Below are 15,990 nucleotides of genomic sequence, written 5' to 3' on the forward strand. Positions count from 1 at the left end.
AAAGGGGATTCTGTGATTAACTATTTGCTTGAAAACAAAGAGTGGATCTTGCTCCTCTTTTTCGTCATAAGTAAATTATTCAAGTTTCAGGATTAGTAATATGCAGCCACTAAGCATTAACAATCAAGAAGAGAGTTCAATTGTTCTTTATATCAAGAAACATGATACTGCGGTATTGACTGTCATGTTCACTGATATTCAAGGCTTCACAGATATAACAGAAGAAATAGGTGACGCACTAGCAGTAGAATTGCGGTCTAAGCACGACAAAATATTGACTGATATAATACAAGATAATGATGCTGGACTAGTCATAAAGTTCATTGGCGACGCCGTCATGGCTGTTTTTGCAGAACCTAGCGCAGCCATTGATAAATCAGTAAAAATCCAAAATGCGATTGCTAAATTTAATCTCCAAGATAACAACTTACCTGCTATTAAAGTTCGTATCGGTCTACATATGGGGCAAGTTACCGTTGAAGATACTATCGAGCTAGATATTTTTGGCAGACATGTTAATAGAGCAGCAAGAATTGAAAGCCTAGCACAAGGTGGTCAAATTCTTATGAGTTATTCTGTATATGACAGCGCACAGGGATGGGTGGTTGCTCAAAAAAATATAGACTCACAAGACCATGGCCGCTACGAACTAAAAGGTATTGACGGGGCAGTTCAAGTTTTCGAAGTCTATGATCCCAAGCTTACCTCACCAGTTACACCCACGAAAGGTAAAGTAAAAGAAAGTAGTAATAAGAAATCGGCGTTAATGGCGACAATCTCTGCAGTGTTCGCTATCGCGATACTTTTAACTTTTCAGTGGTACAAACATGTAGAACTAAGACTTGAGTCCTTTTATCCGCAAGATATGCGGCTGGCAGATAACACAAAAATCGCCCTTGCAGGAAATAAAGAGGATGCAAGTCGATTGGTTGAAAATGAGTTAGAACCTGGCAAACATCTCATTTATTATGCCGTGGGAAAGAACCTTCGTTACTACACAGAGTTAGTACTAGAAAGAGGTTTAAATCAAGTCAAACCAAAGTTTAAAGAATGGCGTTTGCCATCGCTCCATTACAGAATAAGTGGCAATAAAACAGAATCAACTCCCTATACTAGATCGAAAGAATTCATTTTTTACAGTATTAACAATCAATTGATGTCTGAGAACTCAGCAAAATTGTCAATTAAAGTTGAACGAAAAGTTGAGAACAACCAAATAAACAATACAGTTTTGTTAACAATTGAGCATGAAGGAAATCTTATTGCCAATGAAGAAATATTTGTGACCCAGTTATTGAATTCAAAAATAGAAAGACAACCGAAGAAAACCATCTGGCAATCTGATTTATTTAATTATGAACTAGAGTTATATACCGGTAGAGGAGCTATTGATATTAGCATTATGGGTAATTTTAATTAATTCGACCCTGTAAATAACTCTGTGTAACTACAGCTTTTGTTATTTACTCTAATACCGTTCTGCTCCTTTATCTTAGTTATATCGTCATTTGTACCCATTTATATCCCTGAAAATGGGGTGTTTGGTATAGCAATGGTGCTAACTCATAACTACATATGGCAGTTGTTAGGGATGGCGGTTTGTTTTATAACAACATTTGCATGGTTTTGCTTGGCAGGTATGTATATCTCGGAATATAGGCATAACTTAATTAAATAAACAGTTTAGCAATGCCTACTCACGCTCTAAAACTACTACGCTCGCTTTCGGGAATTAGCGAGCGTGGAATTTTTACTAGCTGAAGCGCTTTGGGGCACAAAGCGCCCCAGAACCCAAAGCTCATATTTAACTATTTAAAATTAAAATGGGTTTATTAAATCAGTATCGAATCTGATACCTTTTAATTGATGTTCTTCTACTAATAACTTAACTTTATCAGTGCAATAGTATGACATTGCATGCTGTAATTTGGATTTGAAAATAGCTTTATCTTCAATATCGTTTTCATTGAAATATAATGTTTCAACACCACACTCAAAGCCATCTTCATATTTTTTAACGCAAAGTTCTTCTTGCTCTTTACCGAAGGTTAAGCAATTAAACAGCATCATTTTATTGCCTTCAACATTTAAAGGTAATAGCTCTCCACATTTACTTAATTCTCCATATAATACCTCAACAGCATTCATTTTAAGAACTAGAAATTTACCAAATCGGGTAATGTCATAACCCTGCTTGCGGGAGTTACCAAAGTAATTGCAAAGTATCTCCTTAGGCCACATTTTTTTAAGAGATATATTATCAGAGGCAACATGCATTAACATTTTTAGGATAGTATCTTCATCATACTCACAATTTTCACTAAGAGTTTCAGCTAAATCCACTATATCTAAATCGATTACATCGTATGTATTAGTTACATTCTTTATTTGATAAATATTCATTAGAAGCCTTTCCATAATTCATCTTTCACCCCTAGTACTTGCGCAGGGAAATTGCTTGTTTTTATTAATACTTTTATATTATTCAATCGATTAATAAAACGACTTCTATCCAAAGTATCATCTGTAAAATTAGTCGCAATCCAAGTTTCGTAATTATACCTATGAATCTGCCTATGAGCAGGAGCATCTGCTGTAGCCCAGTCCTGATCTTTGTTTTTTAAGTAATTGATCAACCAAGCTCCATTATATGGATCGTTTATTCCAATGCCATGACTGTGTAAATTGAGCCTAGCCAATTTCATATTGGCTTGTTGAAAACGTCCTTTACCACATATTATGTGATGAGGTTCGTGCATTGTAGTCGGTTTAGGTTCTCCAACTGCAGTTAGGTTTGCGGCTAATTTAGCAGTGGGGTGATGATCTTCGTTACGCAATTTTTTAACAGTAGATTTAGAACATTCATCTCTATAAGCTTCAAGATCATTTTGTAAGATAACATGTGCAGAAATACGCCTTTTTTCGTGTTGAAGGTGCTCATAATCCCGTTTCATTTTATCTAATAATTCTTTATTATTTTCACCAGTTGAATTTTTAAGTCGTTGGTCATGAAATGCCTTTGCTTTTAATTCGAAATTATAAATTGCCATCTCCATAACACTGGGATCTGCTGGCCTAGTGGGGTGAGGATAAGCTTGATTTTGTAACATCTCGTATTAACCCTTAATTATTAGTCTTTGCATGATCAATAAAATAACACGCAGGTCAATCAGTAATCAAATTTATATTGCAGGCGCGCCCCCATTGATTTAGATTTTATTTATTCGATTTACTTATATTTAAACTGCAACAATTTTTGGTTGCGCAAGTTCATTGACATTCTGATTAATTTCATTGACTACAATCTGTATTCTCTTTTCACATTTTTGATGCTGATAAGCGATCACTTTTCCTTCTAAAACTCGTAATCGACCAAGACCAGCAATATAGATACGGCCATTAAAAAAGGCTTTGACGAATTTGGCTATTTGACGGGGTCGGTATTTTTTAAAGCTTCTTAGCGTTAATGAATTCTTTATGCTCACAGTTAACCCTTTTAATTTTTCAACAGATAAGTATTAATGTGCGTCAGTCTATAATTAATATATTACAAAATAATAAAATACATTATTGTCTGTGCACATTGCAGTGCAGCTTTACTTTATCTACTTAGCTGCGCTTTAAGCACGATCAATATTACCCAAGCAAAAAATAACCTCTGTTCTTTAAAGAACACTTCCCTCCTATTTACTGAATTTCTATGCAGATAAACAGTGTCAGGTCTTTAAGTTGTCATTTTAAGAAGTGGCAAGTTGGTTTTCTAAAGTGATTTGGGGCATATATATCCATGGAGGGGGATTCAGGCGTGTGTTGTGGTTGAGTGAAATTGGCCACAATTTTGTAGTTTCTAAGTCGCTTGGGGGGCGAAAGCGCCTTAGCAAAACCGTTCAAGCAGTGCATGATAAGTCAAATCAACTTTACTGGTAAGGAACTTTTATTTTGCACGCTACTGGGAGAATTTGAGCGTGAGCTATTAGTGCTCGCTTCCGGGGAGAAGTGAGCATTCCCCTGTAGTTAATTTATTACTGCTTCTCCCGTTAAAAACATTTTTTTTGCTAGCAAAAAAATGGAGAAATCCTGAAATCAACTTTTTGTCGATGTTTTTTACAGAGGAATAAGCCGCCTTGAATCTAGGCTATTACCATCATTCAACTTAAATAACTTATTGATAGCACTAAGGTGTGCAGCTGATTGTATAAAGTGATGAAGCTTGTCTGTTTTGAGAGTTAACAGGATAGAAATATTTGAGTGTCAGTTTTTTTTACATCTGATGATTGATTTTGATCATTTTAGTTCTTTAAGTTTCTCAATTGTTCCTAGTTAATGTGTCTAACCTGAATACTTTCCTAAATATTAGTTATTGTAATGAATTGTAATTTATACAATTCATTATCCCGCCAACATAAACGATCTCTTCTAACTATATTTAGGTGTGCCTTGTCTTTTTTTTGGTGTGTTTTTTGCTCTTTTTTTAATGCAACATATTGATGCTGGTGGAACCCAAAAAATGTGATAAATAATGAACTATGGGGCTGCTCCATAAACTATTAACTTAACATTCGAATAGAAGGGGATTTCTATGAAATTTTCATTGAATAGAATAGCCGTGATAAGTCTGTTGATGCTGGGTTCACTTAGCGCCAATGCGGCGATTATAACGGGCGGATTAAGTTACGACGATACAGGAACGCATCTCATCACAGGTACTAATGACTTAACGTATGTTGGGTGGGGAGAAACAGCGTCATATAATTACGCGCAAACTGTCGCAGCAACACAGGCTGGCGGTTTATACGAAGATTACCATATCGCAAACCAGAGTGAGGCTAGAGAGTTTTTCACATTGGCGACGGGCGCAGCCGCGCCGACAGGTAATGGAGAATTATTTGCTAATGCGGACAACTTTCATTTTAGATTCGGAAATAACTATATTGAAGAACCAGTTGCAGCCGCACTTTTCCTAGCTGATTTGTCAGACAGTGGGGAAGATGCAGGTCTACTGTTAAGCAGAGATGGCACCATACTTATGAAGAATAGTTGGCTCTCCATAGGAGAGACAGATTATTATAGTGAGCTAGGGGAAGGTCCATGGGATAAGCACATAACGTGGCTATTAGTATCAGATAAAGCGTCTGTACCCGGGCCCGCTACTTCCCTAATATTAGGCTTAGGTCTATTGGGCCTAGGGTTTGCTCGTAAACAAAAGATAGGTTAATCGTCCCTAAGACTACTCCACACCAATCTCGCCAACGCTTAAGGTAATCATCCAGCACTAAGGTCATCTCAATTGAGCAGGCCTTTTTTCATTGCTGTTGCTCATAAAGCCGATGAAGCCGCTCAGGGTATTTGTTAAGCGTGCCTGTAGCTATTCACATTGCTTTTCTGGATAAGTGATAACCTAGAAAATCAAAGCCTTTTTCAATCTTCAGATAAAAGTTTTGTCTGGATGTTATTTGGTTTTTAATTGTGCCACCGGGTTTTGTTAGAATGACAATATCATCATATAGCGTAAATAAAATAAGTCGTTCTGTTCAAATTGCTCATCAAGTGTTTTTAAGTGGCTCTGCTGCAGATAGTTGCTGCCTATACTTTTAGAGGCTAAAAGTTAATAGTCAATGAATCGATATTAACCTTGAAAATTTGTGTTCAATGAATTTTTTGAGCATAAGGCATAAATTCGCTTTTCCCATTTAGTTTTTTTCAAGCTCAAATAGCTAAATGAGCTTATTTCCTTTCCTACTACCTTGTATTTATAGCATATGCTGTCTTGTACTTATCTTTTGCAGGGAGCGAAAACGATTTAGCTTTAATATCATCTAGCTTTAAAGATAGAGGGACTTTACGTTCGCTACTGGGAGAAAGCGAGTGTTGGGATTCCCGGCGCTCAAGCTTTCACTTAACCCGGACAACCCCATGTTTTTGTATTTAAAAAAAATCGGTCTCAAACATTCGCTTGAGACCGATTAAAAGGTCAGCCGAAGAATATTCTAGTCAACTGACCTGGGGTATCGTTATTTGTATAAAGCCCGCTCACTGTTTAAGCCTTTAATCAGGCTGACACACATTAATAACAGCACAAAGGTGAACGGCAGGGCAGTCGCAACAACGCCGGACTGCAGTGCCTGCAGTGCTTCTTTGCCGCCGATCCAAAGCATCACTGCCGCGATGGCTCCCTCGACCGTTGCCCAGAAAATTCGCTGTGGAACAGGTGCATCTATCTTACCGCCTGCAGTGATACTGTCGATCACCAGTGAGCCTGAATCCGACGAAGTAATAAAGAAAATCAGTATCAGCACAACCGAAATGACCGAAATAGCAGAGCCGAACGGCAGCGCATCGTATACATGGAACAGGGTGAGTGAAATATCAGTCAAACCACTGGCACCCAGCTCTCCGACTTTATTAACCACCTGATCGATTGCAATGCCGCCGAAAATAGCCATCCAGATAATGGTCATCAGAGTAGGAATAAATATTACTGCAAACAGGAATTCGCGTACTGTGCGGCCTTTAGAGATACGGGCAATAAACATGCCTACAAATGGGGACCATGAAATCCACCAGGCCCAGTAGAATACTGTCCAGCCGTGCATCCATGTCGTGTCTTCACGGCCATGAGGATTGCTCAGAGCAATGATATTTTCCACATAAGCCGTAAATGTTTCTGGAATTGAGATCTTTACAATATCAAAGCCGACATAAGTAACGAACAGCAGCAGCGCGAATGCAAACAGCATATTGATGTTACTCAATACTTTAACGCCGCCTTCAATACCGCGAATAACAGATAAAATGGCAATAAAAGTCACGAACACAATAACCCCAAGCTGCATAGCAATGCCGCCGTCAGTCCCAAATACGTGGTTGATACCGCTGGTGGCCTGCTGTGCGCCGAGGCCAAGAGAAGTCGCCAGGCCAAACAGGGTCGCTAGTACTGCCATGATATCGACTGCATGACCTAACCAGCCCCAGGCTCTATCGCCGAAGATCGGATAGAATACAGAACGAATCGACAGCGGCAGTCCCTTGTTATATGCAAAGAATGCCAGTGCGAGCGCTACAATCGCATAGATAGACCAGCCGTGAATACCCCAGTGGAAGATGGTTGCTCCCATAGCCAGTGATTTTGCTTCCGGCGAATACGCCTGTACATTAAATGGTGTGCCCCACCAGTCTGTAAAGTAAGCTGTCGGTTCTGCTACCCCCCAAAACAGAAGGCCGATACCCATGCCGGCAGCAAACAGCATTGCCAGCCATGAAACTGTAGAGTGCTCTGAGGCGGCATCTTTGCCGCCAATACGGATCTTACCAAGCGGCGACAGCATCAACAGCAAAGCGAACATCAGGAAAAAGTTGGTTGACCACATAAATAAGAGATCAAAATCTTCCATGATGCCGTTCTTAAGGCTGTTTAATGCTTCTTTTGCGGTATTGGGGTCGATGATTAGAAGTGTTGAAAGGAATAGGAAAATAAGACCTGCGCTTATTCCGAATACGGGATTATGAATATCGAATCCCCACTTTTGAACGTTGTCTTGACCAACCTGATAGTCAGTCGTCTCTATACTGTATTTCTTTAATGTGTTATCCATAAATGCTGCCTAACTGCTTGCCCTTAATACCTTTTTGATCGAAAAATATAAATGAAATGGTCTTTAAAAATAAAAGTGATTAGACCTCTAAGTAAAATTGTGCGGTGGATATTAACAATCTCAGCCTGAAAACTCAAATTTCATTGGGTTTTTAGGAGTGGGGGGGCTGTTTGAGCACTGACTTTACCTGTTTATATGGTTTGCACTCTAACTATCTGTTTGGTGATGTTAATCAGGCCTGAAGTACCCGCGCCTGTATCCACTATTTGTAGGGAAAACGAATGATTTTTTATTTTAAGTCGCTTGCGGGGGGCGCAAGGAATAGGACGTGATTTAATATACTGGCTATGCAGACACGGTAAATGTGAACATAGCCAATATAACTGGTGCTGCAAATCAGTTTTATTGCGGAAGTTGTTTTACCCAAGTCTGAAAGTCAGCCAGCTGATAAAGTGATTCAAACTCTTTATATTCACTAAAGTGCTCCGTTTTAAATTCATAACCAAAGTAGCTTTCTAATACTTTTAAGGCTAACAGCGCATCATCCAGTTCATTTTTGCGCGAAAGTGCTTTTGCTAACATCCAGTATGCCGTATCGGTATTTGGATCGATTCTTAACGCCTTGTCGGCATGAAAAATTGCGTTATCCACGTCATCTTGTGCTAAATAAAGTTCAGCAATAATTAGATGCAGTTCAGGTGCTGGACCTATAATTCCGGCAAATATTTTTAACGCCTCAATCGCTTTATTATTCTGATTTCGAAGAAGATAAAGCTGGGCCATCATGTAAGAAACCAAGGGATCATCACTGTAGTATTTCTCCAATAGTTCTAATGCTTTTATCGATTGTTTTTCATCTAGCGAAGAGGTAGTAAGGTAGGTGGTTAGTACCATTTTTTTGCTGAGTAAAGATTCGGGGAGAGATTCCAATAGAGAAACGGCTGCAAGGGGATTATTACTTTCCAGTGCTTGCATCGCCTCTGATATTATTTGTGATGTTATTTTTCCCTGCCCGTCGGCACTGAAATAGTTTTCAAAAAATGTGGCAGTCTTTTGACTCTGGTAACTTCCCATTGAATAATCGAGAACGTCTACAATCTTGTAACTACCATCTTGTGGACTCAAAACAAGTGCAATATAAAGGTTCTCGTCATTTCTGGAAATACAGATTTTAATTTGCGGGATTTCAGAGTCTGTCTCTAATAACGTAAGCTGGCTGTCTTTAAATATCGACAGACTTGCATTGCTAATCTGGGCGAAGACGCCAGGCTCTTTAACAAGCGTCTGTCTAACCAGGTGAATTCTATAGGTAGTAATATCCATCTTTCCTACGGCACGTTCAGTAAATTCATTAACGTCCCATAGCGCTGAATAACGACTTTCGTTCTGAGTGTTCAAAATATCAAACAAATCAGCGATAAAGTCATTAAGTGCCGCGCTGGGATAATCCCTTGTTTTTTCGGGCTCTGTATTTAGTGCCGACTTTACTTGGGGGGGCTGACCTGCGCATCCGTTGATCAATAAAAAACAGATAAATAATAAACAGGATAATGTACTCTTTGCAGACTTGGTCATCATAGCTGTTCTCCTTTTAATCGATCCACTTGTGTATTCAGCCGTTCAATAAACTCTCCCAGTATCTGCTCTCTGTTGTCTTCTTCATAGGCTGTTTCATAAACTTTCGATAAGCTGTTCTTTGCCTTTCTTAGTTGTGAGATATGCTCAGATACACCTTTAACGGGAACAAATGGTGTTTTTGATTCATACACATGGGTTGTAATAATTGACTTGTCGCGATAATCCTCAGTAAACGAGAGAGAGAAATACGGTGTATCGATAGTTTTGGAGTCGTTAGACAGGTGCATATTTAACCATTCCGGGTAGCGGACATGGGACTGGTGAGTCACCTTTACAGGAGAAAAATGTCTGAGAGGACTTTTGCGTTTCACCGTTGCAGGCAGTGAAAAATAGTTTGCAATGCTGTATGCATAAAAATCAGTTAGTAAATACTCCGGCTGCTTTCTAAAAAAGTCAGTGATGTGATAGAACTCTGTAACAGTCACTACATTCTTCTTAATATCATGCTCAAAAGTTAAAGGGGCGGCAGACTGCAGGCTAGGATACAGTCGATTCATATAGTTTAGAAACTTACGCTCCATTGTTAACTTACCTTGGCGGGCAAACTGGGACTGCATATATTCCGCTTCAATACCTGTGTACTCAGTGACAATCTGATAGTCAACAGGGCCTTCGTAGGAAAGAACGTTAAAATATTCGTAGGTACGAATCTCCGGCAGTTTCTGCGCAGTTTCCGGCATCTGTTCAAGGTCAATCGACGGATGGCCCACCACGAGAGCATTGTCATAACTACTATACCCGAGCTGCTCCAGTGTCCCGTTCTGCAGGTTTCGAGTCGGGTCGAGCCAGTATACTTTGCTGTCTCCCTGAACTCGCGTAATAACATGATTGAACTCACTAGGGCTTGGCAGTTCGGTGGGCAAAGTAATACCACCATAAGTTGATACTAACGCCGGATGTGCCGAGATACTCAATTTTTCAAGTATTGAAATCAGCAGTAATGTTTTGTCTTTACAGTCTCCAAATCGATTTTTGAAAACATCATCAGGATCATGTGGTTTGTGGGAATTCACGCCTAACTCCACACCTAAATAACGTATCTCACCTTGAACATACTGCAGTGCTTTCGCAATCTGTTCATCCTTCGAAAGAGGCTTAATTTCAGAGATAAAATTCAGCAGCTCAGGATCCGTTACTTCTCTATTTGCGTAGAGAGGTTCAGCCCAGCCGCTGACCTCTTTCCAGTTTTCAAATGATGAAAAGGTTATTTGCGGGTACGCGCGATACCAGCTTGGATAATCATTTTCTACAAACACGGGTTTGGTATTTTCAATACTCCATTGAAACTCTTTAACCCCATTATTTTCAGAGATAACCGGTTTTTGGTCGAACTTATAGCTTTTATATTGAATAGTGTCGTTATTAACAAATAGAAAGCGCCTTTTAAGTTTTGCAATCGATACCCTCCATCCCATATATGAACTATAAAAGGTGTGTTCTCCGTAAATCGGGTTTCTTCCTTCAACCGAATAGCTGTAATCAATAACATCCCCTTTACGAGTATCACTAATAACCAGCATTGAAGTAATATAACCATCGACAATCTCCTGATCTAACGACTCCTCCCTTTGCATCAATGTAATTGCTGACGGGGATAAACGATTAACTTTCTTACCACCACGCCTGACCGTTACGTTATGCCAAACCAGCTTCTGGTAAACCGGGTTAAAGGATACTTCTATTCTTGATGCCAGTTTCAACCCTTCCGTTGTTAAAGGCTGCTCTACATTTCTATGGTAAACAGTCGAATCGCCGTTATGAAACCTAACTTGCAGGTCTACCAGCAGGTAGTTAACCGGCTCTCCAGATAGAGTTTCAGGTAAGGCGTACTGGTTATGTGTAACCCATTGCTCCGCTGGACCAATACGGTATTGAAATCCGTTGGACTGGATAGTCTGTGCAAATGTGCTCACAGGAAATAAAAGAATGCTAAGAATTAAACATATGAAAGGCTTGATACGAATTGTTATCAGAGGGTAGTGTAAAAATGTATCCATACTAAAAATTTGGCTCCAAAAATTTTAAGAAACTTTAGGGATGGCTGAGTGGTATCCTTACACTGATTACTCATTCCCTTTAAAGGACTCACTCCGTAGAAGCAAAAATGACAAGCTAGTTGTCAAGGTTATTTCTGGTTCGAGCTTAAATTAGAACGCTGCACTCGGAGATTTTGGCGGAGTATAGCAGTCTTCCGAATTCAAAACCGGATGCACATCAAGTTGTTAATTTCCCTAAGTTAAATACTGATATCAGAAAGAACAAACTCTCAGAGCAAAATCAAAATACTGCACTGCCGCTGCTGAATGAATTTGGCCGCTAATTTATAGCAGGTTAAGTTGTAATAGGGCGTTTGCGAGATAGCTTTCTAGCTCGCTTGGGGCACAAGCCGGTTTAGAGCTTTTGCACTATTTATCTGTTGAGGTTACTCCATTTACGCTCGCTTTCTCCCACAAGCGAGCGTTGTCATTGCATGGCTTTTACCCCCTTTTCGTTATGAGCAGTAGTTCACAAATTCTAATGTCTTTTATTTGACCAAAGCAATTCTGATGCTTACTATTTAACCTGAACTCGGGATAGCAATCACAAATAATTGAACTAAATACTGCCTGTCCCCTTTAAACTGCACCAATTTGACATCCATCAAGCTCGTTTAAGGTAACTCCGCTATTCTTAACTCTAAGGGTATAAAAGGAATTACATGGGAGATAATATCAAGCAGCTGCTGGCGCGATCACGCACGGTATTAAAAGGGGCTTCACTTGAGCTTCAGCTGCGCAATCCATATGCTCGCAAGCTGGGTCAAGTGAACAATATGCTTCACTGGCTAGACTGTTGTGATACCTCGCTTAGTTACTGTGAGCGTGAGTATCAAAATGTCGCTAAATATGTGCTCAATGCGACTAATAAACCGGTCCAAATTATCGAGTATCGCAGCTGCGCTGAGGGCATCGAGCATCCAACATTCATCATTGTTAATAAATCTGACTACGCCAATGAGCTTGAGGCTTTTATAACTTTATATAGCCACCAACTCGAGCATAGCGAAGAGTGGTATTTAAAAGATATTAACCCAGACAATATCGAAGCGTATCTAGACAACACACTCTACCCTTACCTACGAGAATTCGAATACAAGCTATTGGATGAAAGCAATGTGCTCGCCGATACCGCGTGGTACTCCGAACAAGCATTAGATAGAATACTAAACTCGCGTAAAGAGTTCGAATCCAGTGATTACCGCAGCGGCCTGTATGAAAATGGACAGAGACTCGAAGTCGATGACGATTATCTCTTTCCGGTCGAAGGCCGATTTTGTCAAGGGCTTTCATTGCGATCTGACTGGAACGATGTGGAAATGTTTTATGAAACAACGCAAGAATATGTGTTGTTTGTTTGGTGGACAGGAGCGTAATAATGAACCGCATACGAGCCTTAATTCTCATGAGCCTCAGCTTTAGCGCCGTCACAGCAGAGGCAAAAGATCCCCCGCAACTTCTGCGCCACGCAGAAACGCTTAGCCGCGATCACTTTTATCTTCATTTTGATGAAAACGGCCGTTACAGCAAACAAAACATCATCGGTGGCGAGCACCAAACGGCTTACCACATGCTAGGTTTTGAAAGTGATGTATTTCAAGTTACGGTGAAGTCATTGGAAGGCGAAGCCATGTACTCGTTCTCAGGTGAAGGCTTTCAGCACAATTCAAACAGCGGTGAACCGAACACAGAAATCGTCACCGTCTTATACCAATACTACGGGCAGCCAAGCACTTGGGTCACTATTTGGCTCTCAGCCCACCCTTATGCGGAATACATTATTACAGTAGACAAACTATGAGCAATGAACCTAGAACGATTGATACGACAGGACCTAAAGCGCGCAGCCTGGAGTCTAAACTCTCGGAGTTAGAAGAACTACTCATGGACTTGCGCGGCGAACTTCGCTTTCTTGGCTGCGATGAAAACCACCCCCTAACCATTCGCCTGGTCGCATTAATTGACGATTTCAAAAGTCGATAAATAGCTCACAATTTCCTTAGGCTATCAATTTTCTTGGTGGCTTCCGGGCTACCCCCTTATCTTGAGATGGTCACTCCTAACTGACATCACGTTGTGTCATGATTGAAAACGTTATCAAGCAAAATCAAGACAATTAATCTGTTAGCAGAACAAGTATAGTAACGCTCGCTTTTTCCCGGAAGCAAGCTGCGTAGTAGCACCGGGATTTTACCTGAAGATAGGGCACACCGCCTCAACTGGGCTTGTTTGATGGCTAATAAACGAAATGCCTTTGTTGTATGAAACGAGTGGCAGAGTCAACATTATGTTGTCCCTGCCAATCAGGTAGAAACAGACATAAAATACGGATATTTACGAAGGAGTATAATAAATTCTGATAAGGTTTTGTCGCAACCAGAGCATAATGAGATAAAGTATCCTGTTCAAATCAACCTTGACTGGGCCTTTAGTCTTCCTATACTACTTAACGTAGCCTCCATAGTAATAGGCGCTCCAAGGACCCCTATCTGATGAGAATCCTGCTCCCGTTTCTGCTGCTCTCCCTGTTCACCTGCGCCCAGGCTGGCGAGAGGTTGATCGCCTGCGGACACCAGGATTACCCTCCTTTTACCTGGAGGGACGGCAATCAGATTGAAGGTGTCGGCATCACTGTCGCCAACCGGATCTTTGCCGAACTGGATATCGAAGTCGACGCGGTCTATGAAGGGAACTGGAAGCGTTGTCTTCACAATCTGAAGTTGGGAAAGGCGGATCTGGTCGTCGCGGCTTACATCACCGAAGAGAGAAAGACGTACGCCGAGTTCACCCAAACACCTCTCAGCCCTGATCCTGCGTCTGTTTTTGTCTGGAAGGGTAGGGAGTTTGTTTTCGACACATTGGACGATCTGAAAGGCAAGCGTATGGGCAGCCTGCTTGGGGACAGCTTTGGTCAGGAATTCGACGACTTTATTGCCGAGCATGCAAGCGATCTCGACGTGAACAAGCACTCACAGATTTACGGTATGCTGGAGAAAGGCAGGATCGATTTCTTTCCCTCCGGTCTCTACGCAGGGCGCCTTCTGCTCAAGAAATACGGTTACGAAGGCCAGATTATCCCCCTGAAAGCTCCCTTATGGAGAAACTATATCTATATGGCCATCTCCAGGCGATCAGCCTATCTCAAGCACCTGTCCTACCTGGAGAGACGCTTGCAGGAGCTGAACGAGAGCGGCGACATCGAGCTGCTGATTGACGAGAGCATCGACCGTTACGTTGAAACTTGGAAGTTTTCGCCAGAGAGGATAAGAGAGTGAAAAGGAAGTAAGGGACCCCCTTTGAATTAATACCTGCTTTACAGCAAGCTCCGCTATGTCCGTGGAAACACTGCTCTGGAATTCACCTTCCCGCTGACGACGCCGACTCTCTCTTTGAAGTGGTCAAGTAAATTTGGCCGTGGTTTTAGAGACTTCAGTAAAAATATTCCAAGGAGTTATGTGCTCGGTTTGGCCTTGAACAAAAATTCCCACGCTCGCATTTTTCCCGAAAGCGGGTTTTGCAGTGGCAAAATTTATTGAATAACTTATTTTTAGTTTGTAAGTCACAATGGGGCGTTTGCGAGATAGCTTGCTGTTTAATTGCTCTGGTTTGGTTGTCTCTGAATGAAAAATAGTCACTGTAGTTTACCTTTATTATTACTTAGCAAAATTCATGCACTTTATAATGCAGTGAGCGGTTTATTGCTGCTTTGTATATTACGCCGCAGACAGTGCAGTCAAATGACGCTGAAAGCTTTTCATCAGTTATTTTTCTGATGAACAACACAAATCGCTCAATAATCAAACAAAAAACATTTCTAACTCTCCGCTATTTAATTAATTGAAACTATTTTTAAGGACTGCAACTTCGCAGGGCTCAGTAAACGTCTCTTAGGGTGTGATTTTAGTGCCTTAAAATCGCGATTTAAGGGGTTTGTAATGTGTTGATTCAAAAGGGGTTAATAAATTGGATTTGTACCTTTTGGCAGTGGTAGTCTTAACTCATTATCAATTCGGAGAAGAGCATGAAACATAACAACAAAACCTTTCGAGAGCAGGACTTTTCACAACAATTGCTGCAAGAGGCAATATTTGAGAACTGCCGGTTTTACCTTTGTAATTTTAGCCGCGCAGACTTAAGAGATGCACAGTTTATCAATTGTAAATTTATAGAAGCCGGAGAAAATGTGGGCTGCCAATTTAACTGCGCGGATTTACGTGATGCTAGTTTCAAACAATGCAGGCTAGCGATGGCTAATTTCCAAGGTGCCAATGGCTTTGGGGCAGAATTTAGAGAGTGTGATTTACAAGGAGCCAGCTTTGTAAAAACCAGTTTTGTAAACCATATATCCCATCAAAGTTATTTTTGCTCCGTATATATCACCGGCTGCAATTTGTCTTACACAAACTTTGAAAGGCAGTGCATTGAAAAGTGTGATCTATTTGAAAACCGCTGGACAGGAGCAAACTTACAAAACGCTTCTTTTAAAGGATCTGATTTAAGTCGCGGGGAGTTTTCTTCAGATAGCTGGCAGCAGTTTGATATGCAATATTGTGACCTCAGTTATTGTGAGTTGTATGGTTTAGATCCTCGCCGTATTAATTTAAACGGAGTGAAAATTTGTGACTGGCAGCAGGAGCAGCTGTTAGATCCATTAGGTGTTGTTATTTTACCGAGTTAATCATTAATTGTTAGCTAACTTTCAAATGAGATAAAGCTCGTTTCGG

General features: G+C 40.6%; 14 protein-coding genes. 7 read left to right on the forward strand and 7 right to left on the reverse strand.

All coding sequences use genetic code 11. The annotated features are described in order from the left end of the window. The first annotated feature begins 100 nt into the window (after positions 1 to 100). Positions 101 to 1,420 carry an adenylate/guanylate cyclase domain-containing protein gene (locus G337_RS0124735; protein WP_028866224.1) on the forward strand — a complete coding sequence of 440 codons (1,320 nt, stop codon included), beginning with the start codon at positions 101 to 103 and terminating at the stop codon, positions 1,418 to 1,420. A 398-nt stretch (positions 1,421 to 1,818) separates the two neighbouring features. Here G337_RS0124735 and G337_RS28055 read toward each other — a convergent pair whose 3' ends face one another. From G337_RS28055 to G337_RS0124750, 3 genes are all read right to left on the reverse strand, one after another. After that, positions 1,819 to 2,403: a hypothetical protein gene (locus tag G337_RS28055; RefSeq protein ID WP_051303614.1), complete on the reverse strand. Its 585-nt coding sequence runs from the start codon at positions 2,401 to 2,403 to the stop codon at positions 1,819 to 1,821. Then, a complete protein-coding gene (locus tag G337_RS0124745) occupies positions 2,403 to 3,110 on the reverse strand; it encodes an AHH domain-containing protein (protein ID WP_028866225.1) in 708 nt (235 codons plus the stop codon). The genes G337_RS28055 and G337_RS0124745 overlap by 1 nt, the downstream gene beginning before the upstream one ends. Before the next feature lie 129 nt (positions 3,111 to 3,239). Beyond that, positions 3,240 to 3,485: a DUF1107 family protein gene (locus G337_RS0124750; RefSeq protein ID WP_028866226.1), complete on the reverse strand. Its 246-nt coding sequence runs from the start codon at positions 3,483 to 3,485 to the stop codon at positions 3,240 to 3,242. Positions 3,486 to 4,579: 1,094 nt separating this feature from the next. Here G337_RS0124750 and G337_RS0124755 point away from each other — a divergent pair. Further along, on the forward strand, positions 4,580 to 5,215 hold the full coding sequence (locus G337_RS0124755; protein ID WP_028866227.1) for a hypothetical protein: 636 nt from the start codon (positions 4,580 to 4,582) through the stop codon (positions 5,213 to 5,215). Between the two features lie 796 nt (positions 5,216 to 6,011). On the opposite strand, the gene G337_RS0124760 is transcribed toward G337_RS0124755, so the two are convergent. From G337_RS0124760 to G337_RS0124770, 3 genes are all read right to left on the reverse strand, one after another. Then, the gene (locus tag G337_RS0124760; RefSeq protein ID WP_028866228.1) at positions 6,012 to 7,592 is read right to left on the reverse strand and encodes a BCCT family transporter; all 1,581 of its coding nucleotides are present in this window, start codon (positions 7,590 to 7,592) and stop codon (positions 6,012 to 6,014) included. Positions 7,593 to 7,994: 402 nt separating this feature from the next. Further along, positions 7,995 to 9,170, reverse strand: a complete 1,176-nt coding sequence (locus G337_RS0124765) for a tetratricopeptide repeat protein (protein WP_028866229.1) — start codon at positions 9,168 to 9,170, stop codon at positions 7,995 to 7,997. Further along, positions 9,167 to 11,143 (reverse strand): DUF3857 domain-containing transglutaminase family protein, encoded by a 1,977-nt coding sequence (locus G337_RS0124770; protein WP_169719659.1) that lies wholly within the window; start codon positions 11,141 to 11,143, stop codon positions 9,167 to 9,169. Before G337_RS0124770 ends, G337_RS0124765 begins: the two co-directional genes overlap by 4 nt. A 785-nt stretch (positions 11,144 to 11,928) precedes the next feature. Here G337_RS0124770 and G337_RS0124780 point away from each other — a divergent pair. The 4 genes from G337_RS0124780 (at position 11,929) to G337_RS27385 (ending at position 14,541) form a co-directional block, all read left to right on the forward strand. Beyond that, positions 11,929 to 12,642 (forward strand): hypothetical protein, encoded by a 714-nt coding sequence (locus G337_RS0124780; RefSeq protein ID WP_028866231.1) that lies wholly within the window; start codon positions 11,929 to 11,931, stop codon positions 12,640 to 12,642. 2 nt (positions 12,643 to 12,644) lie between these two features. Next, a complete protein-coding gene (locus G337_RS0124785) occupies positions 12,645 to 13,067 on the forward strand; it encodes a hypothetical protein (protein ID WP_028866232.1) in 423 nt (140 codons plus the stop codon). After that, positions 13,064 to 13,249, forward strand: coding sequence for a hypothetical protein (locus G337_RS28825; protein WP_157619467.1), 186 nt, complete (start codon positions 13,064 to 13,066; stop codon positions 13,247 to 13,249). Before G337_RS0124785 ends, G337_RS28825 begins: the two co-directional genes overlap by 4 nt. 509 nt (positions 13,250 to 13,758) lie before the next feature. Next, positions 13,759 to 14,541 carry a substrate-binding periplasmic protein gene (locus tag G337_RS27385; RefSeq protein WP_051303616.1) on the forward strand — a complete coding sequence of 261 codons (783 nt, stop codon included), beginning with the start codon at positions 13,759 to 13,761 and terminating at the stop codon, positions 14,539 to 14,541. 123 nt (positions 14,542 to 14,664) lie between these two features. Here the strand turns inward: G337_RS27385 and G337_RS0124795 are convergent, their stop codons facing one another. Next, positions 14,665 to 14,901 (reverse strand): hypothetical protein, encoded by a 237-nt coding sequence (locus G337_RS0124795; protein ID WP_028866233.1) that lies wholly within the window; start codon positions 14,899 to 14,901, stop codon positions 14,665 to 14,667. Positions 14,902 to 15,287: 386 nt separating this feature from the next. On the opposite strand from G337_RS0124795, the gene G337_RS0124800 reads away from it, so the two are divergent. Beyond that, positions 15,288 to 15,944: a Qnr family pentapeptide repeat protein gene (locus G337_RS0124800; RefSeq protein WP_028866234.1), complete on the forward strand. Its 657-nt coding sequence runs from the start codon at positions 15,288 to 15,290 to the stop codon at positions 15,942 to 15,944. Positions 15,945 to 15,990: the final 46 nt, after the last annotated feature.

It is taken from the genome of Psychromonas aquimarina ATCC BAA-1526 (assembly GCF_000428725.1).
GTDB classification, from domain to species: Bacteria; Pseudomonadota; Gammaproteobacteria; order Enterobacterales; family Psychromonadaceae; genus Psychromonas; species Psychromonas aquimarina.

What these genes read in the sequence shown, in the direction of transcription:
- G337_RS0124735 (WP_028866224.1), top strand. Translation starts at nt 101, where the DNA reads ATGCAGCCACTAAGCATTAACAATCAAGAAGAGAGTTCAATTGTTCTT.
- G337_RS28055 (WP_051303614.1), bottom strand. Translation starts at nt 2,403, where the DNA reads ATGAATATTTATCAAATAAAGAATGTAACTAATACATACGATGTAATC.
- G337_RS0124745 (WP_028866225.1), bottom strand. Translation starts at nt 3,110, where the DNA reads ATGTTACAAAATCAAGCTTATCCTCACCCCACTAGGCCAGCAGATCCC.
- G337_RS0124755 (WP_028866227.1), top strand. Translation starts at nt 4,580, where the DNA reads ATGAAATTTTCATTGAATAGAATAGCCGTGATAAGTCTGTTGATGCTG.
- G337_RS0124760 (WP_028866228.1), bottom strand. Translation starts at nt 7,592, where the DNA reads ATGGATAACACATTAAAGAAATACAGTATAGAGACGACTGACTATCAG.
- G337_RS0124765 (WP_028866229.1), bottom strand. Translation starts at nt 9,170, where the DNA reads ATGATGACCAAGTCTGCAAAGAGTACATTATCCTGTTTATTATTTATC.
- G337_RS0124780 (WP_028866231.1), top strand. Translation starts at nt 11,929, where the DNA reads ATGGGAGATAATATCAAGCAGCTGCTGGCGCGATCACGCACGGTATTA.
- G337_RS0124785 (WP_028866232.1), top strand. Translation starts at nt 12,645, where the DNA reads ATGAACCGCATACGAGCCTTAATTCTCATGAGCCTCAGCTTTAGCGCC.
- G337_RS28825 (WP_157619467.1), top strand. Translation starts at nt 13,064, where the DNA reads ATGAGCAATGAACCTAGAACGATTGATACGACAGGACCTAAAGCGCGC.
- G337_RS27385 (WP_051303616.1), top strand. Translation starts at nt 13,759, where the DNA reads ATGAGAATCCTGCTCCCGTTTCTGCTGCTCTCCCTGTTCACCTGCGCC.
- G337_RS0124800 (WP_028866234.1), top strand. Translation starts at nt 15,288, where the DNA reads ATGAAACATAACAACAAAACCTTTCGAGAGCAGGACTTTTCACAACAA.